Annotated in this window: 19 protein-coding genes, 1 pseudogene and 1 riboswitch; of the genes and pseudogenes, 8 read left to right on the forward strand and 12 right to left on the reverse strand. The window is 37.6% G+C overall.

What is annotated here, in order from left to right:
• On the reverse strand, nucleotides 1-779 hold a 779-nt coding region (locus tag CN288_RS15835; protein WP_098302601.1), incomplete at its 3' end, for an SH3 domain-containing protein.
• Between the two features lie 702 nt (nucleotides 780-1,481).
• Here CN288_RS15835 and CN288_RS15840 point away from each other — a divergent pair.
• Together CN288_RS15840 and CN288_RS29640 are read left to right on the forward strand one after the other, a co-directional pair.
• Nucleotides 1,482-1,792 (forward strand): annotated as a pseudogene (locus CN288_RS15840) (BCCT family transporter); the annotation flags it as partial.
• A gap of 166 nt (nucleotides 1,793-1,958) precedes the next feature.
• Entirely contained in the window at nucleotides 1,959-2,093 is a 135-nt protein-coding gene (locus CN288_RS29640) for a hypothetical protein (protein ID WP_090695650.1), read from the forward strand.
• Between the two features lie 310 nt (nucleotides 2,094-2,403).
• Here CN288_RS29640 and CN288_RS15855 read toward each other — a convergent pair whose 3' ends face one another.
• From CN288_RS15855 to CN288_RS28825, 7 genes are all read right to left on the reverse strand, one after another.
• A complete protein-coding gene (locus tag CN288_RS15855; RefSeq protein ID WP_026594003.1) occupies nucleotides 2,404-3,699 on the reverse strand; it encodes a glycosyltransferase family 2 protein in 1,296 nt (431 codons plus the stop codon).
• A complete protein-coding gene (locus tag CN288_RS15860) occupies nucleotides 3,696-4,448 on the reverse strand; it encodes a dGTP triphosphohydrolase (protein WP_098302602.1) in 753 nt (250 codons plus the stop codon). The genes CN288_RS15855 and CN288_RS15860 overlap by 4 nt, the downstream gene beginning before the upstream one ends.
• 106 nt (nucleotides 4,449-4,554) lie before the next feature.
• Nucleotides 4,555-5,766, reverse strand: a complete 1,212-nt coding sequence (locus tag CN288_RS15865) for a NupC/NupG family nucleoside CNT transporter (RefSeq protein ID WP_090695192.1) — start codon at nucleotides 5,764-5,766, stop codon at nucleotides 4,555-4,557.
• Between the two features lie 326 nt (nucleotides 5,767-6,092).
• Nucleotides 6,093-7,775 (reverse strand): C40 family peptidase, encoded by a 1,683-nt coding sequence (locus tag CN288_RS15870; protein ID WP_098302603.1) that lies wholly within the window; start codon nucleotides 7,773-7,775, stop codon nucleotides 6,093-6,095.
• A gap of 209 nt (nucleotides 7,776-7,984) precedes the next feature.
• Complete coding sequence (locus CN288_RS15875) at nucleotides 7,985-8,869, reverse strand: D-amino-acid transaminase (RefSeq protein WP_090695185.1); 885 nt, start codon at nucleotides 8,867-8,869, stop codon at nucleotides 7,985-7,987.
• Between the two features lie 514 nt (nucleotides 8,870-9,383).
• Nucleotides 9,384-11,312: an LTA synthase family protein gene (locus tag CN288_RS15880; RefSeq protein ID WP_026594008.1), complete on the reverse strand. Its 1,929-nt coding sequence runs from the start codon at nucleotides 11,310-11,312 to the stop codon at nucleotides 9,384-9,386.
• On the reverse strand, nucleotides 11,281-11,421 hold the full coding sequence (locus CN288_RS28825; RefSeq protein WP_176527683.1) for a hypothetical protein: 141 nt from the start codon (nucleotides 11,419-11,421) through the stop codon (nucleotides 11,281-11,283). Before CN288_RS28825 ends, CN288_RS15880 begins: the two co-directional genes overlap by 32 nt.
• Nucleotides 11,422-12,015: 594 nt before the next feature.
• On the opposite strand from CN288_RS28825, the gene CN288_RS15885 reads away from it, so the two are divergent.
• The 3 genes from CN288_RS15885 to CN288_RS15895 all read left to right on the forward strand — a co-directional run bounded on the left by CN288_RS15885 (nucleotide 12,016) and on the right by CN288_RS15895 (nucleotide 14,924).
• Nucleotides 12,016-12,381, forward strand: a complete 366-nt coding sequence (locus CN288_RS15885; protein WP_026594009.1) for a YkvA family protein — start codon at nucleotides 12,016-12,018, stop codon at nucleotides 12,379-12,381.
• Between the two features lie 15 nt (nucleotides 12,382-12,396).
• A complete protein-coding gene (locus CN288_RS15890; RefSeq protein WP_098302604.1) occupies nucleotides 12,397-12,891 on the forward strand; it encodes a metal-binding protein in 495 nt (164 codons plus the stop codon).
• Nucleotides 12,892-13,262: 371 nt separating this feature from the next.
• Nucleotides 13,263-14,924, forward strand: a complete 1,662-nt coding sequence (locus CN288_RS15895) for a lactate permease LctP family transporter (RefSeq protein ID WP_098302605.1) — start codon at nucleotides 13,263-13,265, stop codon at nucleotides 14,922-14,924.
• Nucleotides 14,925-15,029: 105 nt separating this feature from the next.
• On the opposite strand, the gene CN288_RS15900 is transcribed toward CN288_RS15895, so the two are convergent.
• The gene (locus CN288_RS15900; RefSeq protein ID WP_026594012.1) at nucleotides 15,030-15,212 is read right to left on the reverse strand and encodes a hypothetical protein; all 183 of its coding nucleotides are present in this window, start codon (nucleotides 15,210-15,212) and stop codon (nucleotides 15,030-15,032) included.
• 556 nt (nucleotides 15,213-15,768) lie between these two features.
• A riboswitch (TPP riboswitch) is annotated at nucleotides 15,769-15,884 on the forward strand.
• Between the two features lie 61 nt (nucleotides 15,885-15,945).
• On the opposite strand from CN288_RS15900, the gene CN288_RS15905 reads away from it, so the two are divergent.
• Together CN288_RS15905 and thiC are read left to right on the forward strand one after the other, a co-directional pair.
• Nucleotides 15,946-16,101, forward strand: coding sequence for a hypothetical protein (locus CN288_RS15905; protein ID WP_098302631.1), 156 nt, complete (start codon nucleotides 15,946-15,948; stop codon nucleotides 16,099-16,101).
• Between the two features lie 116 nt (nucleotides 16,102-16,217).
• Nucleotides 16,218-17,978 carry a phosphomethylpyrimidine synthase ThiC gene (thiC, locus tag CN288_RS15910; RefSeq protein WP_026594013.1) on the forward strand — a complete coding sequence of 587 codons (1,761 nt, stop codon included), beginning with the start codon at nucleotides 16,218-16,220 and terminating at the stop codon, nucleotides 17,976-17,978.
• Between the two features lie 151 nt (nucleotides 17,979-18,129).
• Here thiC and CN288_RS15915 read toward each other — a convergent pair whose 3' ends face one another.
• From CN288_RS15915 to CN288_RS15925, 3 genes are all read right to left on the reverse strand, one after another.
• Nucleotides 18,130-19,488 (reverse strand): arsenic transporter, encoded by a 1,359-nt coding sequence (locus tag CN288_RS15915; protein ID WP_098302606.1) that lies wholly within the window; start codon nucleotides 19,486-19,488, stop codon nucleotides 18,130-18,132.
• Nucleotides 19,489-19,881: 393 nt separating this feature from the next.
• Nucleotides 19,882-20,907, reverse strand: coding sequence for a cytochrome d ubiquinol oxidase subunit II (locus CN288_RS15920; protein WP_026594015.1), 1,026 nt, complete (start codon nucleotides 20,905-20,907; stop codon nucleotides 19,882-19,884).
• Nucleotides 20,900-22,255 carry a cytochrome ubiquinol oxidase subunit I gene (locus CN288_RS15925; protein ID WP_026594016.1) on the reverse strand — a complete coding sequence of 452 codons (1,356 nt, stop codon included), beginning with the start codon at nucleotides 22,253-22,255 and terminating at the stop codon, nucleotides 20,900-20,902. Before CN288_RS15925 ends, CN288_RS15920 begins: the two co-directional genes overlap by 8 nt.
• A gap of 270 nt (nucleotides 22,256-22,525) precedes the next feature.
• Here CN288_RS15925 and CN288_RS28830 point away from each other — a divergent pair, with 270 nt between their 5' ends.
• Complete coding sequence (locus tag CN288_RS28830) at nucleotides 22,526-22,669, forward strand: hypothetical protein (protein WP_090695168.1); 144 nt, start codon at nucleotides 22,526-22,528, stop codon at nucleotides 22,667-22,669.
• The last annotated feature ends 27 nt before the right edge of the window (nucleotides 22,670-22,696 follow it).

Raw genomic sequence — 22,696 nt, forward strand, 5'->3', positions numbered from 1 at the left:
GCACCGCCAGTGTCACCAGCAATTGCTTCTCCATATCCTTCTACCCATACTTTTGATCCTAGTGGAATCACTTTCGGATCAACAGCGATCATCTTCATGTTTGGATTCGCTGTTAAGTCATGACCCATTGCAGTTAATACACGGCCACCATATGTGCCGCCATTTTCGCTCGGATGAGCTGTATATGCAGTCGCTACAACTGTTAGTTCACGGCCACCAGAAGGAGCGTTTGTTTCTGCTGCTTTTACTTGTGCTACTGGTGCTTCTGCTTTAGCAGGTGCTGTAGTTTTAGCAGGCGCTTCTGCTTTAGCAGGTACAGGCGTTTCTTGTTTTTCAATAACAGGTGCTGTACCTGTTAAGAAAGGAACATGAACGTAAGCTGTTTTCCCATTATATTCGAATTGTAACCACTCATTTTGTACTTGGTTCGTTGTTTCAATCATATCGTCTTTCTTAAGCGTACCAAGAATTTCTGAGTTTGTGTTCGCTTCAGCACGTACGTTTAATACGTTTGCTGTTACGTAATAGATGCTTTTTGTGAATTCTGCATTTACGAATGCGTCTTTACCATCTAATTTGATTTTTGACCATCCGTTTTCTGTATTTGTAACATCTAGTTTATGACCATTTAATACTTTGCCTACAACTTGTGATCCAGTAGTTGGGTTCTCTCGTACATTTAATACGTCTGTTGTTACAACAGTTTCTGCTTGTGCAGAAGTAGTGAAAATCCCAAGACCAAAAACTGCTGCTGTTGCTATACCAATTAATTTTTTCATGATAGCCTCCATTGCGTTTGTTTTCGTGTCCTCATTATAGCAACAGTTTTTTTCGGAATTTGGGAAAACACACAATTACAAACCATTCGTAACAAATCATTAATACTCTGTAATATAGAAAAAAATAATAGAAAGCGGTTTTCGTTCCATGTTTTTCGGAGGTTTAGTAGATATCTCTATTATTTGTAACTCAAAGGATGTTTTTCGATTAAGATAATAATGTTGCGCAATCGTTACGACATGGTTACTAAAAGGTTACATTCCTTGAGTAATTCGTCGATATATAACTAAAATAGTTATATAAACATAAACAATTTGTTTATTTGCTCACAAAGAAGTGCTATATCCTACAAAAACAACCGCATAATTGTTACAAAAAGAAAGGGGCGCAATCCGTGCATGTGCCTTTTTTACAACTGTAACACATCATTTTTTTGGAAAAACACACTTTTCCATTCGCATCTATCTCATACCAACGGACAGTCATACTCTTCTTTTCCATTCTTAAAGGGAATAAGGAGGAAGGAACTGTCTATCAAGAGCTCAATTGGTGAAGGCTCATTTTCGCGGGGCTTAAGAAAATCACCACAAGAAATATTTCATTTTATCCAGCTATTTGTGAATAGCAATATGTGCATCTCAATATTTAGAGAAGATATCTCTATAAAAGCTTGATTGATGAGAGAAAATTATCAGTGTGGAATGAAGAAAACCCACTCACTAAAATTGTTGTTTATCCGATTTATCTCATTAACATTATGTATCGCATGGGGGATTATTCCTGAGTCTGTTATTGGAAAAGGTAGTTTAGGAAATGTAACAGCTACAATCCAAACGGCGTTAGTAAGTAAGTTTGGTTCTCTATTATTTCTGTTTCTATTTTCTTAGGTTTAGCTATCTTTTTAATCTTTTCAAAATATGGTTCAATCCGTTTAGGGAATGAGGACGATAAACCAAATTATAGTTATTTGACAGGGTTTGTGATTTTATTTAATTTGTCGCATATTGTCGGATATTTGCTGTAATGTGTAAACTATTGATATATTGACAAACATAATCCAAATTTGTGTCAAAAATTTGTCGGAAATGTGTTGTCACTTTTCCGTATATGTGCTATATTATTTCTTGTAAGCGATTTCAAATGGTTTTTAAGCGTATTCAAGGGGGACAACTAGAATAATGAAGCGTTACGAAAGAAAGTGGAAGCATATTTGTTTGAAACGTGTGGCACATCGTAGTGTTCAAGCAAACACGGAACCAAAGACTGAGGTATCTAAAGAACAACAAGAGAAGCAATTGGTTTTACAAAAATAGCAGTCACTTTTTCGTATATAAATGAAAGTAGATCGTTCGTTGGGGGATGGACGTGAAAATTGCTTTCGACTAAGGGGTATTGTCCGATATATAGATTTTATAGTAAAAATAAGCACAGAGCATACGGCGCTCTGTGCTTATTTTTTTAATCAAACGTTTGTTTAATTTCATTCTAGCCGCATGCGCTTTTATTGATATCCAGCTCCAGCGGCTAGAACAGTCGGTCGTTTCACTCCTTCACCTGAGGCAAAGAGCGCCTCTGATTCAGGAGTTCCAACGCCCTCCTGTTCTGAACGAGCCGCTTCCGCTTTTATTTTTTAAACCGTACTGTTTTGTCCCATCCGATAATTTGTTTTTTACCTTTAGCACGCAAGTATAGGATGAGGCTTCTGATAAATAAGTACGTAAAGAGCTGGGCGTATGTGAAATACATGATGATGCTGATAAAAATGTTTAGCGGTGTGAATGTGTTTTCGACACTTTGTGCACTAAAGAGCTGCGAGGTGTACGTAATGTAGGCGACGTACCACGTAAATAGCAGCGGGATTGCATAGTTGATTTGAAACAGGCCTAGTAGACCGATGATCAACCATACATTTGAAATGATTAAGAATAGCCAAAAGACAATGTATACTAATACTTGCTGCAGTGAATGAACGAGTAGTTTTCCTTTAAAGAAGCTGAAGGAGGAAAACATCTTTTCTAAAATGTATAAGTTTCCTTGGAGCCAGCGCGTTCGTTGTTTAATTAGGATGTTTAAATGTTCAGGTTCTTGTTCCCATGTAATGGATTCCGGTACGATTGGTAATAGATAGCCTTTTTGTGTAATTCGTAATGTGAGTTCTGCATCCTCCGCAATGGCATAAGGGTCATAGCCGCCAAGTTCTTCAAGTGCAGAGCGGCGAAGGAGCATGTTTGTTCCTGTTAATGAGCCGGTTTGGAATAGGAGCCAACGGCCAGATTGCATGAGTAGCTGGAAGATTTGAAACTCAAGAGAAATCATCCTTGTAAGCCAATTTCGTTTTTCATTAACAGTACGCACATGGCCGACAGCACCGACAGCATCTTTTGTCGTTTCTGCGTATTCAACAAGCATGCGAAGAGCATGAGGTTCTGGCTGATTATCGGCATCGTATACACAAAAGTATTTTCCATTTGATATGCTAAGTCCATAGTTTAATACGCGTGATTTTCCTTTCGGTTCCCCAGGTGGTACGCGAATATGCCTTATATGAGCATATGCCTTATCGTATTCATCGCTAATTTCTCCGGTTTCATCTTTGGAATTGTCATTTAATAAATAAATCGTAAGTTTTCCGGGATATTCAATATTTGCCATCGCGGCTAACGTATCCATAATAACAACGCCTTCATTATGAGCAGGAATCAGAATATCTACGCTTGGATAATGTTCTAATGTACGATCCTTTAATTTACGCTGTCGATGAATAAGGCCAGCGATTGTTAGTAAGGAATAGTAGACGAGTAAGCCTGAAAATAAGAAGGCTGTAAAAATAAGTACATATTTAATAGAAAAAATAGTACTAATCCAAAAAACAAGCAGACAAAATAGAAGAAATAACAGAAGAAGAATAAGGGTCATCATATTGTTAATCCCTTCCCTCCAAGCTGTTCTTGTTTTATTTTGATTTTTGAAATAGCCTCTTCTGTGAACCATTCTTCCCATTTATGTTCAAGACGCTTCAGGACGATATTTACACCAACTTCATTTATATTTTGAAGTAAAATGACCAATGTATTATCATCATATTTTCCAACTAAATCAAAATCACTTAGCACTGTATCGAGTAGGAGGGAGGCAACGTGATCCATGACGCTTTGTCGCGTATAGCTACTAAAAGAGGAAAACGAAAAGTAGATGAGCATTCCCGTTTCACTACGTCTTTTCATAGCAGTTTCGAGCAATAAACCACGTTTTTCAAATTCTTGTCTTGTTAATAGCTTTGTCTCTCCAATGTATTGTTCGAGCTTTTGAACTTGCTTTCGCAGGCGTTTATTTTCATTCACGAGTTTTTTTAACATATAGGTCGATATATAAATAAGAAAGAAATTTGCGGTTGTTAGGAAATGAGCAATGATATAGGAAAATTGTGTGGAAGTACTCCATAAATATAACCATGCTTCATAAAATAAATAGAAGACGGAGAGGAGAGTGCCGGCAATAAATAAAATAAAAGCGAATTTATTTGAAATGAATAGAAATAGTAAGTTGATGAGTACATAAATAATTGTGAAGAAAAAAGCATAAGGATAGGAGTTTGTATGGATTGTGGTGAAATAGAATAAAATTTGAGCCATCCATAACAGTATGATTTGATTGGGAGTTTTCTTCATTAGTGTACCTCCTAACAAATAGGTTGTTATATGTAATATGTGCTAGAAGGGGGAGGATGCATTCATAAAAAAGCTGACCCGAAGTTCGGATCAGCTCTTGTATTATTTAAAGGAACATCATACCTGCAACTGCTGCATTTAAGAAGTTCGCTAGAGTACCAGCGATTACTGCTTTAATCCCTAACTGTGCAATTTGCTTACGGCGAGAAGGAGCAAGTGTCCCTGTTACACCTAATTGGATTGCGATAGAAGAGAAGTTTGCAAAGCCACAGATTGCAAATGTCAAGATCATATTTGTTTTATCAGACAGCTCTGCCATGTGTGGACCTAAGTTTGCATAAGCAACGAATTCGTTGATTGCAAGTTTTTGTCCGATAAAGCCAGCTGCTTGTATAGCTTCGTTTGGTGAAACACCGATTAGAACAGCAAATGGAGATAGAAGATATCCCAAGATTAAATCAAGGCTAAGTTTAATATCGAACCAAGATCCAATCCATCCTAGTAGGCCGTTTAATACAGCGATTAACGCGATGAATGCCATTAACATTGCTGCCACGTTAATAACAAGCTGCATTCCTTCCGAAGCTCCGCGTGCAGCTGCATCGATAACGTTAGCATCTTCACGTTCTGTAGAAAGTTGAACATTGTTATCTGGTGTTTCTGTTTCTGGCATAATTAATTTTGCAATTAATAAGCTTGATGGTGCTGCCATGATTGCAGCTGCTAATAAATGCTCTAACGGAATTCCCATCGCTGCATAACCAACAAGAACAGAGCCAGCAACCGCTGTCATACCGCTTACCATAATGGCAAAGAATTCACTGTTTGTTAAACGTGCTAAGTACGGTTTAATTAAAATTGGTGCTTCTGTTTGTCCTAAGAAAACAGTCGTTACTGCATTTAAACTTTCTGCCTTAGAAGTTCCAAGAAGTTTACTTAATGCCCCACCAATAATACTAACGAACCATTGCATAATACCTAAATAATATAATATTGCTACTAAAGAACTAATAAATACAATTGGAAGTAGTGCTTGAATTACGAAGACGAATCCCCAAGGGCCATCTTTATCTAATAAGTTACCAGAGACGAATTTAATTCCCTCATAAGAAAAATTGATTAAACCTTGAACACCGTCAGAAGCAATTTTTAAACCTGCTTTTCCAGCATCCCATCGTAACACGATGAAAGAAAACGTAATTTGTAATGCTAGCGCGATTAAAATTGTGCGCCAATTTATAGCTTTGCGGTTGGAAGATAGTAAAAAAGCAACTGCTAAAATTCCAATCACACCGCCAATTCCCCATAAAACATTCATGCAGTGTAGTCTCCTCTCTCATAGTAAAAAAGTATAATTAACAGATATACTTATACGAAAATAGCATCTTAAGTAACTTATCACACAGGACATCAGAGGTCAAACGTCTACCGAAAAGTTTAAATAGAAAGAAGATTTTGTTAAAAAACACATATCTATCCTAAAATAAAGAATTTGGTTATGTTAAAAAAAATGCATCATTATTGTGACGTTTTAGAATGTTTTCGTAGAATGTAGTGTATGAAATGAGAAGAAGGCTGCACATTTAAAATCTATAAAACTAAAAAAGAGCCTTCTAGTATTCTAGAAGACTCTGAAACTATGACTTAAGGTGCTTTTGTATATCCTAAGAGGTGGCTGCTCCAATAAGAATTATTTACTGAAACAATTTTTACGCCGTTGTCGCCAGCTTGAATGAATGATCCACCACCAAGGTAAATACCCATATGCGAAGGACCCGGCTTATAAGTGTTTTGGAAATAAATTAAGTCACCTGGTTGTGGATTTGAAGTCTTTGGTAAGCTACTCCAATATCCTGCAACGCTTTGACGGCTAATGTTATGACCGAATTTGTTATATACGTGGAAAATGTAACCACTACAGTCAACGCCATTAGCAGAAGTACCGCCCCATACATATGGTACACCTTGCATGGATTTTGCATATGCAAGGATAGAAGACATATCGCCACTTGTGTTACCTGTATTGTTATTATTATTGTTATTTTGGTTGTTATTGTTGTTAGGCTTATTGTTTACAGCGCCACCAACTGGTGTTTTAGATAGGTAGCGAGTTCCTACATAGCCAGTGCGACCGTTGTAGTTAATTTTGCTCCAGCCGTAATGTTCAGAAATAACTTGCACTTTTTGGCCTTGTGGAAGAGCACCAATTACGCTGTAATTTGTACCTTCGCCGCTACGTACATTTAATGCGGCTACGTTAATGTAGTATTCGCCAACAGTTGTTTGTGGTTGCTGTGGTTTTTCGGGTGTAGTTGTGCCGCCTTTAACGAATGTCACATACTTGCTGCTCACATAACCCGTTTTACCGTGATGATTGATTTTGAACCAGCCATTCTCTGCGCCAATTACGTTTAATGTTTGCCCATTTAATACGCCACCAAGCACACCATGGTATTCAGCTGGACCTGTACGAACACGTAAAGATGTTGCGTTAACAACGTAAGTACCATCAGTTCGAACAGTTGTATTGTTATTTTCTTGCTCATTGTTACCTTGGTTAGTATTGTTACTAGAACCGCCTTTTGTTACGTAGTTTTTGCTAATATATGCTGTTTGTCCTGCGTAGTTAATTTTGAGCCAATCTTGAACTTCGCCAACAACTTGTACAACTTGTCCTTTATGAACAGATCCTAAAACTGTATGAGAAATACTAGGGCCTGTACGAACACGAAGGGAAGATACGCTTACAGTATAATTTCCGTTTGTAGGTTTAACCGCTGTTCCATTATTTGAAGAAGCGCCAGATACAAATTCTCCGCTTACATAACCTGTTTTACCATTATGGCTAATTTTAACCCAACCATTTTCTTCACCGATTACGTTTAATGTTTGTCCCTCGTATACACGTCCCATAATAGAACTAGAAGGATCTGGGCTTGTGCGAACACGTAATACGTCAGCAGTAACTTTGTTTTTACCACCTGTGCTTACGTTTGGTTTTGCACCATTTTTGGATACAAATTCTCCGCTTACATAACCTGTTTTACCATTATGGCTAATTTTAACCCAACCGTTTTCTTCACCGATTACGTTTAATGTTTGTCCCTCGTATACGCGAGAGATGATGTCGTGAGAAGTACTGGACCCTGAGCGCACGTGTAGTACGTCAGCAGTTACTGTGTAGTTTGAATTGTTTTGTGGTGCAGCTTGAACAGCTTGTGCAGCAGGTTTCTGAGTGTTTTCAGGGGCAGCTTGAACGCTATCTAATGTCGGGGCTGCGCCTCCCGCTACAGACACTGCCGCAAGACCGGCAAGATATTTTTTCATGTTTTGTCGATTCCTTTCTGTCTGTGATATAGTGATGAAATATTTACCAACTGTTAAAAATTCTAAAAGGCATGTCGATTACTGTCAAGGTTTATGCGGGAATCTGAATATGTCAAAAGTATTACAAAAAAAATCAAGGTGTATTCTTCACCTTGATTTTAAATGAAAACACATATATTAATGTATAGTTAATATGACATCGTCCGTGTTTAAGGTAATGAGATGTTAGAAGTTGAAAAGCTCTGCATAAATGTTTTTTGTAGTAATTTGGTAATTCGTCCAACTTGGCCATCTTGGATAGCAGTTCCATCAAGATGCGTCATAGGCAAAACTTCTACAGTTGTTCCTGTGAAGAAGCATTCGTCAGCATTATAGACATCACGAATGCTGAATAGTCCTTCTTGTACAGGAAGTTGTAGTTTGTTTGCTAAAGAGAGAATGTATTGGCGGACAATCCCGTTTAAGATTAAATGGTTGGCAGGGTGTGTATAAAGAATCCCTTTTTTTACTAGGAAAAAATTCGAGCAACTACCCTCTGTAACAATTCCATTACGCACGAGAAGGGCTTCTTTACACCCTTTACGTTCTGCTTTTGTGGCAGCCAGTATATTTGGCAATAAATTTAAGGATTTAATGTCACAGCGGAGCCAACGTGTATCAGGTTCTGAGATAGCACGTACTCCATATTCAATCCATAAAGCGGGTCGTTCTTTTTTGGAGATATAAGCATAGATTGTTGGGGTTACATCAAAAGAAAATGTGTGTACACGATGTTGTACTCCTCGAGAAACTTGTAAGTAGATCGTACCATCTTCTTGGAATGTATTATTTTCAAGTAATTTGTAAAGCAAGGTAATAAGTTCTGCTTTAGAGAAAGGTAATGTTAATTCTATTTCATCCATTGAACGGTATAATCTTGTTAAATGTGGGTCTAATAAATGAATGTTTCCTTTGTAAATACGAATTACTTCATAGACCCCATCTCCAAATTGTAAGCCGCGTTCTTCTAATTGTATGTACGGCTCTGTTTTATTTGTATCAATAATTTGATCATTCCATAATACAAATCTTTCGTACGCCATTTTACTTCCCATCCTTTCTTAATTGTTTGAATGATGAGTGGTGAATCGTTTGTAGGTGATAGTTGTAATAAAACGATTGGTGAGGATATTCCATTAGCGGAAGATGAAAAAATGATAGAATTTCCACCTTAATGCATTTCGCATATATCAATTCGTAAATGAGAAATAAGAATCCTGCTTTTTAGAAATAAAAAAAGCGACATTCATATAGAATGTCGCATAAGGAGGGTAGCTCATTTCATAGGGATATTGTCTTGGCATAGCCTAGAAAGGTAAATGGTAAACCGATCGATCGGCTTTACTAAGACAATGAGTGTTACTTCAAAGTAACACCAAAGGCATTGTTACACAAATGATTCTGTTACTCCCTCAAGGGGACTTTTCACAAAGCTGTGAAATGATAGGCGGGGGATAGGCAGAACATTGTTTACAAGTTTTATTATAGAGATGTATTATGAATTTTATGTAAATATTTGGTGAAGATTGTGTAATTTTATCATACAAATGTAGAAAAAAGACGCTGAGATTACTCAGCGTCTTTTTTGTCTTCTTTAATAGCCGTTTTTACTTCGCCTGTTTTAATTTTGTTACTTTCAGAGAAGCGGAGTAGGTCGCCCTCAATGAGTTTATCAGACATGCGCAGTTCATTTTGTGCACGATCAATCATTGCTTGAGCTTCTTCTTTTGGTACTTCTACAACTTCGCCTGTCATGCGATCATAGAATGTATTGTTTGTGTACATATATTTTTCTGTTATAAAGCTTCCATCGCGAAGAACAACGAATGATTTATAATCTGGTGAGAATACATCATGACCAAAGCTAATGTCATTGCTTGAATCAACACCAAGTAAGTTTAGAATTGTTGGTTTAATATCAATTTCACCTGTTGGTTTTGAAATTGTTTTACCTTCTTTTTGACCTGGAACATGAATGTACATCGGTGTACGTTGTAAGTTCATATGATCAAATGTTGTAATTTCTTCTTTGCCTAAGAATTGTGCCATTGCGCGGTTATGGTTTTCAGAAATACCGTAATGGTCACCGTAGAAGACGATAACAGAGTTATCATATAGCCCTTCTGCTTTTAGGCGTTCAATAAAGTTTTTCAGTGCTTCATCCAAGTAACGAGCTGTTACCATGTAACGGTCAAACACTCCGTCACCAGAGTTGTAAGGTTCGATTAATTTTGTGCTATCGTCATACGTAAATGGATAGTGGTTGGTTAAACTAAGGAAGCGAGTATAGAATGGCTTCTTCACTTGTTTTAACATATCCACTGATTGATCAAAATACTCGATATCTTTTAATCCCCAGTTTAACTTTGTTTCTGGTGTGATTTTGTAGTCAAGCTCATTATAGTAACGATCGTAACCAAGTGCAGGATACATGATGTTACGGTTCCAGAATGTTGCGTTGTTTGCGTGGAATACAGCTGTGTAATACCCTTGCTGACGCAGAATTTCTGGTGTTGCAGTATATTCGTTATTACCATGTGTAAAGAATACAGCACCGCGGTCTAACGGATATAGAGATGTATCTACTAAGAATTCAGCATCCGATGTTTTCCCTTGTCCAGTTTGATGGAAGAAGTTATCGAAGTAATAACTTTCCTTTGCAAATTGGTTTAAGAATGGTGTAACTTCTTGACCATTTACTTGTGCACCAATTAAGAATGTTTGCAAGGATTCAAGAGAAACGACGATTACGTTTTTCCCTTTCGCAGCACCAAACATATTTGGATCCGGTTTCGTTTTGTTTGTTTTCACATAGTTTTCTGCTTCTTGTAATTTGCTACCATCAGCAAATGCCTTTTGTGAACTTGATTTTGCTTGTAAGCCAAGATCGTATAATTGGTGAGTATATAAACCTAAGTTTTTTACAAGCATAACGCGGTCAAATGAACGTGTTAATAGTTCTGGACGCTCAGTTTCTGCAAGACCTAAGTTTGCAAAGAAAACAGCGATCGTTGATACGAAGTATAAAGAACGCATTGGACGTGATACGCGCTCAGTTCTTGCAAAGTTCTTCTTTTTCTTTAATAGAACAGAGAAGATGATAATATCAGCAAATGCAACGATGATTTTGTAATTAAATAGTTCTTTCACACTAGAACCGAGCTGTCCGAAGTTGGATGTTTGCCCAAGTACCGGTAAAGTAACGAAGTCATTGTAGAACCCGTAGAACATTACGTTACCAACAAGAACGATTGTTAAAATAAAATCAATTCCAAGTGCTATATAATTACGTTTCTTTCCTTTTGCGAATAATGCAAGACCCACAAGCAGTAATGATGCTGCTAATGGACTAATGAATAAGATAAATTCTTGCATGAAAGATTCAAGTTTCAAATCAAAACTTGTACGCGTTATGATGTAAGTTTTTAGCCATACAGCCAAAGCAACGAACAAAGTAAAGCGCACATTAAGAAATTGTGACTTTAAAGATTCCTTCATCCATTTCCACCCTTTCTCTATCAGGCTTGGTCGATTTTTGAGCGAAAAGTGCTAAAATAAAAAATACATAGTTTTCTTGGCCATGAGTAGAGGTTTCTATATCTCTCATATACGACTTTAACTATGCATACCCTTTTGGTTTCCTGCCATTTTGTTTGTTGATACATAAGTATAACGTCATTTTTGTATTATACAACAAAATTCAATTCTTAGAAACACTATAACATTTTACATTTTTTGTATTTTTTATTGTTGCTGCCAGAGAAAACTTTAACATTGGTTTATATGCTCGTCAACTAGAAAATATAACAAAGATAATAAAGAATAGTAAGAGAAATAGAACATTATATATTGAGAAATATTGAAATCCACTTTCTTTTTAGAGAGGAGAGAGCATCCGCCTGAGCATAGAAGCGGTTCAGCCCGATGCCAAGTTTAAAACAAAATGAGGGAAAGAGAGTAGGTTTCCTTTTGTTTTCATAGCTGTGGTTTATATGTTAAAAACCTTACTAAAGTTAGAATTAATAGAGGAAAATAATTACGAACACTTGTTCTTTTTGCTATTGTCTGTTACAATAAGTTTTCATGGATCGGTTATGTGTATATTTGATGAACTTTTTATTGACTAATGAGGCTGTTTTTCTTTTTGAAGGTGTATTTACTTTTTGCGTATAATAAAAAAACAAAACATGGGGGCCTTTATATGGAACGGAAATTTTCAGTTGAAGCGTTTTGGAATAAAGTGAAACATGTAGCGAAACAAGCGGGACAATCGGTTATTTATGCGAGCTTATTGCTGTTTTACGTTATGCAAAGACCGGATGTTCCGAAGCGAGTAAAGGCAATTATTATTGGAGCACTTGCTTACTTTATTGCGCCGATTGATGCGATTCCGGACTTTTTCGCTGGAATTGGTTATACGGATGATTTAGGTGCTTTAATAGCTGCACTTTTGCAAGCATCTATGTATGTAAATGAAGATGTAAAAGAAAAAGCACGGATAAAGTTAGTGGATTGGTTTGGTTCGGATATAGACACATCGTTTATCGATCAAAAGTTAGATCAGTAAGTGAGGAAGTGTACTATGCCATCAGGAAAAACACATACGAAAATAAACTTACTTTCTCTTCCGATCGTTTTGTTTATGCTTGTTTCGTATGGACTAACAAATTTTGATTTTTTACTCACTTTTGCCATAGGATTTTTAATTGGCACGTTTTTCTTAACACCAGATTTGGATATTCATAGTAGCGCCTATAATAAATGGGGGTTGCTTCGTATTTTTTGGTATCCGTATCAATGTGTGATGCCACATCGTTCTTTTTTGACGCACACGCTAGTAATCGGGGATCTTATTCGTATATTGTATATGCTTCTCGTCTTTTCTCCATTCCTATACATATTAAATAAAACGGTATTAGACGGAAGGTTGCTCGAGATTGCAAAGGAATATGATGTTGCTTTAACAACATTTGTAATTGGAGTCATTGCTGCGAGTGCACTTCATATTATAGCGGATCGATTGAACACGCGCCGGAAAAGGCTTATAGGGCGAAAGAAGAGAAAACGAAGGAGGTAAGGCACTTGCAAATTGCGAGTGTTTTTTCTTTTTTATTATGTAGAACGGAATATAAGACTTTTAATCAAACGTTTGTTTAAAGTGAAATGCATTGATATGATATTCTTTTTTTGCATTAATCAAACGTTTGTTTAAAAAATGAAGGAAGAATGAAACTTACTTTTTTTCCTATTTATAAACGTGTAACGAAACGGAAAATAATCAGAAAAATCTTTTTTAAAAGAAAATGATATGGTAAAGTATAAATATAGTTAATGAAAACGTTTTCTGAAAACGTTTTTTATTTTAGGCTTAAAGGTATGATGACCAGGTAGTCTATTGATAGGACTATAAGAATTTTAAAACAGGGGATTACAGAAGGGGAGAGGACAATGGGCACATGGACACAAGTTTACGATCCGTTCGGTAACATTTGGATTTCTGCAGCGGTAGCACTTATTCCAATTATCTTTTTTTTCTTGGCTTTAGCAGTTTTTCGTATGAAGGGTTATGTGGCAGGATTTATTACGGTTGTATTGACAATTCTAGTTGCGCTATTTGCGTATAAAATGCCGTTTACAATGGCGATGGCTGCAACCGGATATGGATTTTTATATGGATTATGGCCAATTGCATGGATTATTGTAATGTCGGTATTTTTATATAAAATTTCAGTAAAAACAGGACAATTTGATATCATCCGTGCATCCGTACTATCGATTACAAATGATCATCGTTTACTTGTTATTTTAATTGGTTTTTCATTTGGTGCATTTTTAGAAGGGGCAGCAGGATTTGGCGCACCGGTAGCAATTACGGCAGCACTTCTTGCTGGTCTTGGTTTAAATCCGCTATATGCAGCTGGACTGTGCTTAATTGCCAATACAGCACCAGTAGCGTTTGGAGCAATGGGGATTCCGATTACAGTTGCGGGGCAAGTAACGGGTATTGATCCTCACAAAATCGGCCAAATGGCTGGGCACCAATTACCATTCTTATCACTATTTGTTCCATTCTTTATCGTATTTTTAATGGATGGCTTCAAAGGTATAAAACAAACATGGCCTGCGTTATTTGTAGCAGGTAGTTCATTTGCAATTACACAATTTATTACAGCAACGTTTTTAGGGCCAGAACTTCCGGATATTACATCAGCGCTTGTGAGTTTAATATGTTTATCGTTATTCCTAAAAGTATGGCAGCCGAAAGAAATCTATCAATCTAATCAAGAAAATAATGAAGTGGCAGCAGCAATGACAGTTGCATCTATGCCGAAATTAACAGCAGGAAAAGTTGTAAAAGCTTGGTCACCATTTATTATTTTGACAGTGATGGTAGTTATTTGGAGTCAAAGTTTCTTCAAAGCATTATTTGCTCCAGGTGGGGCATTAGAAAGTCTTGTCTTTAAGTTCCAAATTCCAGGTCTGCACAATTTAGTAATGAAAGCAGAGCCAATTGTAAATAAACCAACACCCTATGAGGCGATATTAAAGCTTGATATCTTGTCAGCAACAGGAACAGCGATTTTAATTGCATGTATTATTTCTATCCTTGTACTAAAAATGAGTGCAAAACAGGCTGTAGAAACATTTGCAGAAACATTACAAGAATTAAAGATGCCGATTCTATCTATCGGTTTAGTATTAGGATTCGCATTCATCGCAAACTATTCTGGTTTATCGTCAACACTTGCGTTAGCGTTAGCGGGAACAGGTGGATTATTCCCGTTCTTCTCACCATTCCTTGGTTGGCTAGGTGTATTCTTAACAGGATCAGATACATCAGCAAATGCACTATTCTCCAACTTACAAGCGATTACAGCGCAGCAAGTTGGTGTAAAAGAAGTACTGCTTGTTGCGGCAAATACAACAGGTGGTGTAACGGGTAAAATGATTTCTCCGCAATCGATTGCAATCGCGTGTGCAGCAGTAGGACTTGCTGGAAAAGAATCTGATTTATTCCGCTTTACAGTAAAACATAGTCTATTCTTTGTAGTGATTGTTGGGATTATGACATATGTACAAGCCTACTATTTAACGTGGATGATACCGTAAGCTTTTAGGTGGGTATAAGCCGTCAACTTAACACAAACAAGCCAGGTGCTGAAAGCACCTGGCTTGTTTCATAATCTTAACTAAATGGTTACGCTGAGAGACTATTCATCCTCGGATAAACACTCTCCCAAGTTTATTAACTCCCCTATAAATAAGTATGCTGATAAAAAGAATAAAATTTAAAAAGAATTCGTCGCCCGCGTCCTCATCTTTCCAGTGAACTTCAAACAGCCAACCGATTCCGTAATTGGCAACAACCCAGATAGAAAATAATGTCCAGAAGCGCATCCAACTGCCCCCAAACAGAGCAGAAAAAAAGGCCATAATTGACGTGCCTCCAAACCAAAAGACAAAAATAATACATATTGCGCAAAATATAAACCTGAAGATAGACCCAAAACACCCCATTATAATTTCACTCCTGATCTAAACTATACTTGATATATGTGCATAAATAATATGACTAATTTTTTATGTGTTTTGACTTTAACTGAATTGTTCTTATAAATAAAATATATAAAAATAGTAATTTTTAGAAAATTATAACACGAAACCGTATTATAATCCGTGTAATAAGTAGAAATCTCTATTAATTGTAGACGGATGGTATGATTTTATTTGAACATGAATAAGTTTTGGCTCCCACCTCAAAATTTAGTGGAAACAAAGAAGCTAGGTGATAGATCAACTGCCCATAAGAACCCGATTGGTGAGGGCTAATAATCATTGGTTCTATCAGGTATATCGATTGGCAGACAAAAAAACGATAGATAAAAATTGCAACTCATGCCTTTGCATTTTTCTGATTATCGTGTATGATGGGAAAGTATTGAAAATTAAATCAGTGATAAACTAGGGGTGCCTAAGTAATGCTTAGGCTGAGAGAGAAGCGCGATAACTTCTTAACCCTTTGGACCTGATCTGGCTCGTACCAGCGTAGGGAAGTTAACGGCTTTACATAACTATGTCTTTATGAGCCAGGTCCTTGTTTTACTATGGACCTGGCTCTTTTTATTTTGGCATGCGCTGGCCACTAGTTCTTGTCCTTGTCACAAGTAAGGCGAAAGCGGCTCGTTCAGAATGGGAGGGGGATGGAGCTTCAGCCGAAGAGGTGTGTTTTACCTCAGTTGAAGAAACGAAGCCAACGATCATTCTAGCCACTCAAGCTGGATCTTAAGTAAAGCGAAAGCGGCGAAACGTCGCTGAAGTGAGAATCGAGTTGCACAGAAATTGGCTCAAGATTCGGTGCAAGTTAGATTTGCCTGAAATGATAAAGGGGAGGAAACACAAATTATGAAGCAATCTGTTTCAGCTGAACAAATTGAATTGAAGTCGAGTTTACCAGGGAGTAAGAAAGTTTATGTTGATGGGCCGCATGAAGGTATGAAAGTACCAATGCGTGAGATTGAACAAAGTGATACAAACGGTGTACCAAATCCACCAATTCGTGTTTATGATACGAGTGGTCCGTACACAGACCCTAAGTACAAAGTAGAGCTAGAGAAAGGAATTCCATCGCCTCGCCGTCGCTGGATTGTTGAGCGCGGAGAAGTGGAAGAGTATGAAGGACGAGAAATTAAGCCGGAAGATGATGGTGTGAAAGTTGCATCTAATCATACATCTGTGTTCCCGCAAATGGATCGTAAACCACTTCGCGCAAAAAAAGGAGCAAATGTAACGCAAATGCATTATGCTCGTAAGGGGATCATCACATCTGAGATGGAATATGTTGCGATTCGTGAAGGGGTAGAGCCTGAATTTGTACGTAAAGAGATTGCAGAAGGACGCGCTATTTTACCAGCAAACATTAACCACCCAGAAGCAGAACCGATGATTATTGGCCGCAATTTCCATGTGAAGGTAAATGCGAATATCGGAAACTCTGCTGTCTCTTCTTCCATTGCAGAAGAAGTAGAGAAGATGACATGGGCAACTCGCTGGGGCGCAGATACCATTATGGATTTATCAACAGGGAAAAACATTCATACAACTCGTGAATGGATTATTCGTAACGCTCCTGTACCGGTTGGAACAGTACCAATTTATCAAGCGCTAGAAAAAGTAAATGGAATTGCTGAAGATTTAACGTGGGAAGTATATCGTGATACGTTAATTGAACAAGCGGAGCAAGGTGTGGATTACTTTACAATTCATGCAGGTGTACTGCTTCGTTACATTCCAATCACTGCAAAACGTACGACAGGAATTGTTTCACGCGGTGGGTCCATTATGGCGCAGTGGTGTTTATTCCATCATAAAGAAAACTTCTTATACACTCATTTTGAAGAGATTTGTGAAATTATGAAACAATATGATGTTTCTTTCTCTTTAGGAGATGGATTACGTCCTGGTTCGATTGCAGATGCAAATGATGAGGCGCAATTTTCTGAGCTTGAAACGCTTGGTGAGTTAACAAAAATTGCTTGGAAGCATGATGTTCAAGTTATGATTGAAGGGCCAGGTCATGTACCCATGCACTTAATTAAAGAAAACATGGATAAAGAGCTTGAGATTTGCCAAGGTGCACCGTTCTATACACTCGGACCTTTAACAACGGATATTGCACCTGGTTATGACCATATTACATCTGCGATTGGTGCAGCAATGATTGGTTGGTTTGGCACAGCAATGCTTTGCTATGTGACACCGAAAGAGCATTTAGGTTTGCCGAACAGAGATGATGTTCGTGAAGGGGTTATTACGTATAAAATTGCGGCGCATGCGGCTGACCTTGCGAAAGGACACAAAACAGCGCAGCAGCGTGATGATGCACTTTCAAAAGCTCGTTTTGAATTCCGCTGGCGTGATCAATTTAACTTATCTTTAGATCCCGAACGCGCAATGGATTTTCACGATGAAACATTACCAGCAGAAGGGGCAAAAACAGCTCATTTCTGTTCGATGTGTGGTCCGAAGTTCTGTAGTATGAGAATTTCACATGACATTCGTGAGTATGCAAAAGAAAATGATTTAGAAACAACAGAAGCAATTGAAAAAGGTATGAAAGAGAAAGCGGAAGAATTTAAAGAAGCGGGTAGTCACTTATATCAATAATTGAATTTGAGATGAGGCTAAGAGTGCCCGCGGATAGCGGGAGATATGTATGATTTCCGAGCACCTTTTTACTTGATTGATCACGTGTACCTAATTTAAATATAGAAGAAGCCTCTTTTGCTAAGACGGTAGCAAAGGAGGCTATTATTTTTTAGAGGGAGAAGAAAAGTTGTACCCAGTAGAATAAGAGGAATAATGTTACGATTGTTGAGAGCGGAATGACAATAAGTGATACGCTTAAATAATCTTTCCATTTCACTTTAATTTTATTTTGTCTTAGGATGTACATCCAAATGAGGGAAGCAAGTGTACCGATTGGTAATAATAATGATCCCATGTCACTACCAATAATGTTTGCAAGATAGATTGTTTTTAGAGTGACTGGATCAAGTCCCATCTCAGTTAATGTAATGGTACCAATCATGAGAGCAGGGTGATTGTTAAAGATGTTAGAGAGGATAGAAACCAATCCGCCCATTGTAAAGCTCGCATAAAGAAGATGTTGGTTTACAATGGGTTCGCACCATTTTACCAGCAACTCTGTTAATCCTGCATTGTGCAAGCCGTAGATGATAACATACATAGAGAAAGCGAAGATTAGGATATGCCAAGGTGTCTTTTTTAAGATATCGACAGGATTTGTACGTAAATAGTACCATCTCCACACAAGAAGAATGCATGAACCCAGTACAGCTACAATTTCAATCGGTATGGATAGGAAGGAAGCGACGAAGAGAAGACAGCGCATAAGGAATACGAAAAGTAATACTTTTAACATGAATTTTGTCCGTTTTTGTTTTGTATCTACGGGATTTCTCCCTTTTAGAGGATGAAAGTTTTTTGTGAAGAAAATTTCTTCAATATCATAAGAGGAAACAGGTAATCTTTCTGGTAATTTTTTCTTTAACACAGTGTACATGAGCCATGACATAAATAGTAATCCTAGCGTTGCCGGAACAAACATCATTGCAGTGTGCATATAAAGTGTCATGTTTACGATATTTAATGCGATTAAGTTTACGATATTACTTACACCAATTGGTGCACTTGAAGCAGTAGCAATTAAAGCACCGCTTAGTAAATATGGGATTTGCTCATGTGGTTTTAATCGAAGGTTTTTAAGAAGTAAAATTAGAATTGGAGTCGTAATTAAGATACTGCCATCATTGTTAAATAGAAGTGTCATGAGGAAGCATAATAATTGAATGTACCAGTATAAACGGCGGCCGGAACCTTTTGCTAAGTTTGCCAGTTTTGCAGCCGACCAATGGAAAAAGCCGAAGCTTTCTAGTATAACCGCCATAACAATGGTTGCTAAGATCGTTATGGAGGCGCCTCCTATTTTACTAATAATATCCATGACGTCCGGTTTTGATACAAGCCCTGTAAGGAGAATGATACCGGCGCCAATTGCAGCGGGCCATGCTTCATTCAATCCACGTGGTCGCCAAAAGATGATAATCATGGTTAAGAAGAAGACGACGATAGTAACCAATATTTCTGTACTCATTGTTAGCCTACCTTTCTTTTTTACTTGAACAAATAGATGTAAGCTTGTCTCAAGTTTATACAGTAGTATATTCAAAGAAAGACAAGTAGAACTAGGTATGTATCTGAATCTAGTGAATATGTGTATTTGATGTTAAAAGGCAAATATAGATACGAGAGAGATAACTAGTGCTTTTTGATAGAGAGAAGTGCCTGCATAAATAAAAAATGAACAAATAATATAGAACCATTTTAAAGTGGGAGAGAGAGCATCTGCTCAAGCATAGAAGCGGTTTAACCCCATGCCCAGTTTAAAACAAAGAGTAGGTCACTTTTTTATGATCATAAAAAAAGAAGCTGGTCTCCAAACATCTCTATTTTCAGTAAATGTTTGGAGTAGCTTCTTTTTTAATTGCTATTTTTCTTTGAGGAATGTTCGATCTTTTAAGAATAAATTCCAGAAGAAAATAAAGCCCGGAAGTAAGATCGCGATGCCAATTGCATAGAGGATGAGCAGCGCATAGAATGTTTCTTTCGTTGTAAAGCTTGTAAATACGGTAACGTCCGGATAGATAATATACGGTAAATGTGCAACGCCATAAGCGTAACTTGCAAATGCATATTGTGCAACAACTGCTAACACAGCGATGCGAGGCCAGCCAAGTGAACCGTGTTTTTTGTTTGTCCACCAAAGGGAAGAATACCCGATTACAAATAAAATAATGGAGACTGTGAACCACGGAAACTGTTTAATTAATCCTTGCATGAGCCAATGGGTTTCTGGGTCCATAACAACAAGGGCGATGATGGCAGTAACGAGTGTTGCTGGGCCGAGTATGATGGCATTACGTCTGTAAATTCGATATGTATCTTCTGAGCGCTGTTCTCTCGCAAAATCAGCTAGAAACAGAGAGGATAAGAATAGCTCAGAAGTTAATCCGAACAACATATACCAATAGATTACAGGGCTTGATAGAAGTTTCCCATATAATAAAACTTCTTTTCCACCAGAGGTTGTAATATAGGCACCTTCTGTTACTGGCAAAACTGTAATTAATAAGGCAGGAATTAAGAGCCCAGTAATACCAGAAATGAGGCGCAGGACGTGTTCATATTTTGGTACAGAGTAAGCAAACACCATAAAGGTACTACGAATAGCAACGAGAACTAAAATTAATGTTACAGGAACGAACATGACTGTTGCGAGTGTAAAAGCTGCTTTCGGAAAGAAGCCAAGAAATGCGACAACGACAAAGACAAGAAATGTATTCGTGACTTCCCATGTTGGTGATAGATAACGATTGGCAAGCTTTCCGGCTAGCGTCGGGTGCTTCGCGTATACCATGCCCCAAAATCCAGCCCCAAAATCAATGGAACCTAAAATACTGTATACGAAGATAATGGCCCATAAGATGATAATCGCAATACTTTCCTCATGCACGAGGATCTCCTCCTTGCTGTCCTAGATCGTTTTTTAATGGATGTCTTCTAAAGAACGTTCGTAGTACGAAAATCGTTAAAGCGCCAAGACCGACATATAAGATGATGAATAAAATAAATAAGGGCCCGACGAAATCAGCCCGCGTAGCAGCATCCATTGTGCGCTGCATCCCATAAATCGTCCAAGGCTGACGGCCGCTACAACTGAAAACCCATCCAAATTCAATGCCAAGCATCATAATCGGTCCGCATGCAGCAGTAGCCCACAGAAGCCACTTTGGTAATTCTGTCCCTTTTTTTCGATAGATAAAGTACCAATATAAAAGAGCGATTGCTGCTACAGCAAAAGTGAATGCAGCTGTACCGACCATTAAATTAAAGAACGTATGCGTATAAAATGGTGGCCACGTTTCTTGTGGAAATTCATTTAATCCCTTTACAACGGTATTAGGATTAAATCCAACTAACATGCTTAGCATATTTGGGATTTCAAGGGCGTAGTTTAGCTCATGTGTTGCAGGATCAACAAAACCACCAATTGCAAGAGGAGCATGTGATGTTGTATGAAATAATGCTTCAGCCGCTGCTAATTTTTCCGGAGAATGTTCATGCAAGGCAATTGCTGATTCATGTCCAGAAAGCCACATTGTTGCACCTGTAATAAACGTGACGACGAGGCCTAAAAATAGTCCTTTTTTATGATAAGCAATTTCCCGTGGGCTTATATTTCGTTTTAATAATTTAAATCCAGCGATAGAAGCAATGACTGCTGCACCTGTTGCGTAAGCCGTAATGACCACGTGAAGGGAGCTTGTGAAAAAGCTTGGATTAAAGAATGCCTTCCACGGATCAACGTTAAAGACAGAGCCATCAGGGTTCATAGAAAAGCCTGCCGGTGTATTCATCCATGTGTTTGCTGAAGTAATTAACACGGCAGATGCCGTGGCACCAAGCATGACAAAAAAGAGTGAGATTAATCTCATGAATGGTGGTAATTTATCTGCTGCATATACGTAAATGGACATAAATAAAGCTTCTAAGAAGAATGCGAAAATCTCAATCTGGAATGGAACAGATATGACTTGACCGACAATTTTGGCGAAACCGGGCCAAAGAAGTGAAATTTGTACACCGACAATTGTTCCAGTAGGAATTGCTACACCAAGAAGGATGGCAAAAGCTTTTGTCCATCTTTTTGCCATAACAGCATAATCTGAATCCCTCTTCCAGTGATATAATATTTCGCTTATAAAAATCATTAAGGATAGTCCGATTCCAAGAGTTGCAAAAATAATGTGGAATGCTAATGATGATCCAAAGAAAGCCCGTGACAATGTAACAGTATCCATAACTCTACTCCTCTTCATTTTTGCCATTATTTTCTGATTGAACTGGAAAATTTATTCAAAAAACTGCCAAAAATATATATGTATTTAAAAAGTGAGTATGATATTATAATTTCGAAATCTTTAGAAAAGATAAAAAATAGGGAAGGAATGTAATTGCATTTGTATTTCAGAACAAAATCTTTTATAATGCTTATACGAACGTTAGTTCTGTTCCTGAGGTTGAGACCAACAGAATGAAGAGGTTCATGTGAAACGGAGGGGGATCCTTGTATGTATCCTGAAGTCATTAGAAAAATGGCGTTTTCGAAAGAGCATAAAGATTTATTATTAAAGTTATACAATAAAGAAATTACACGGCGTGAATATGATCGCCTTGTGCAATTACTGTATCGTCCTGCGAAAGAGGCTAACTAACGTATGTAAAGAATAAAAAGTAAGGGC

Source organism: Bacillus sp. AFS023182 (genome assembly GCF_002560575.1).
Taxonomy (GTDB): Bacteria; Bacillota; Bacilli; order Bacillales; family Bacillaceae_G; genus Bacillus_A; species Bacillus_A arachidis.

What these genes read in the sequence shown, in the direction of transcription:
- CN288_RS15865 (WP_090695192.1), bottom strand. Translation starts at nt 5,766, where the DNA reads ATGAATGTTTTATGGGGAATTGGCGGTGTGATTGGAATTTTAGCAGTT.
- CN288_RS15860 (WP_098302602.1), bottom strand. Translation starts at nt 4,448, where the DNA reads ATGAAGAAAACTCCCAATCAAATCATACTGTTATGGATGGCTCAAATT.
- CN288_RS15855 (WP_026594003.1), bottom strand. Translation starts at nt 3,699, where the DNA reads ATGATGACCCTTATTCTTCTTCTGTTATTTCTTCTATTTTGTCTGCTT.
- CN288_RS29640 (WP_090695650.1), top strand. Translation starts at nt 1,959, where the DNA reads ATGAAGCGTTACGAAAGAAAGTGGAAGCATATTTGTTTGAAACGTGTG.
- thiC (WP_026594013.1), top strand. Translation starts at nt 16,218, where the DNA reads ATGAAGCAATCTGTTTCAGCTGAACAAATTGAATTGAAGTCGAGTTTA.
- CN288_RS15875 (WP_090695185.1), bottom strand. Translation starts at nt 8,869, where the DNA reads ATGGGAAGTAAAATGGCGTACGAAAGATTTGTATTATGGAATGATCAA.
- CN288_RS15925 (WP_026594016.1), bottom strand. Translation starts at nt 22,255, where the DNA reads ATGGATACTGTTACATTGTCACGGGCTTTCTTTGGATCATCATTAGCA.
- CN288_RS28830 (WP_090695168.1), top strand. Translation starts at nt 22,526, where the DNA reads ATGTATCCTGAAGTCATTAGAAAAATGGCGTTTTCGAAAGAGCATAAA.
- CN288_RS15870 (WP_098302603.1), bottom strand. Translation starts at nt 7,775, where the DNA reads ATGAAAAAATATCTTGCCGGTCTTGCGGCAGTGTCTGTAGCGGGAGGC.
- CN288_RS15885 (WP_026594009.1), top strand. Translation starts at nt 12,016, where the DNA reads ATGGAACGGAAATTTTCAGTTGAAGCGTTTTGGAATAAAGTGAAACAT.
- CN288_RS15915 (WP_098302606.1), bottom strand. Translation starts at nt 19,488, where the DNA reads ATGAGTACAGAAATATTGGTTACTATCGTCGTCTTCTTCTTAACCATG.
- CN288_RS15900 (WP_026594012.1), bottom strand. Translation starts at nt 15,212, where the DNA reads ATGCGCTTCTGGACATTATTTTCTATCTGGGTTGTTGCCAATTACGGA.
- CN288_RS15905 (WP_098302631.1), top strand. Translation starts at nt 15,946, where the DNA reads ATGCGCTGGCCACTAGTTCTTGTCCTTGTCACAAGTAAGGCGAAAGCG.
- CN288_RS15880 (WP_026594008.1), bottom strand. Translation starts at nt 11,312, where the DNA reads ATGAAGGAATCTTTAAAGTCACAATTTCTTAATGTGCGCTTTACTTTG.
- CN288_RS15890 (WP_098302604.1), top strand. Translation starts at nt 12,397, where the DNA reads ATGCCATCAGGAAAAACACATACGAAAATAAACTTACTTTCTCTTCCG.
- CN288_RS15895 (WP_098302605.1), top strand. Translation starts at nt 13,263, where the DNA reads ATGGGCACATGGACACAAGTTTACGATCCGTTCGGTAACATTTGGATT.
- CN288_RS28825 (WP_176527683.1), bottom strand. Translation starts at nt 11,421, where the DNA reads ATGAGAGATATAGAAACCTCTACTCATGGCCAAGAAAACTATGTATTT.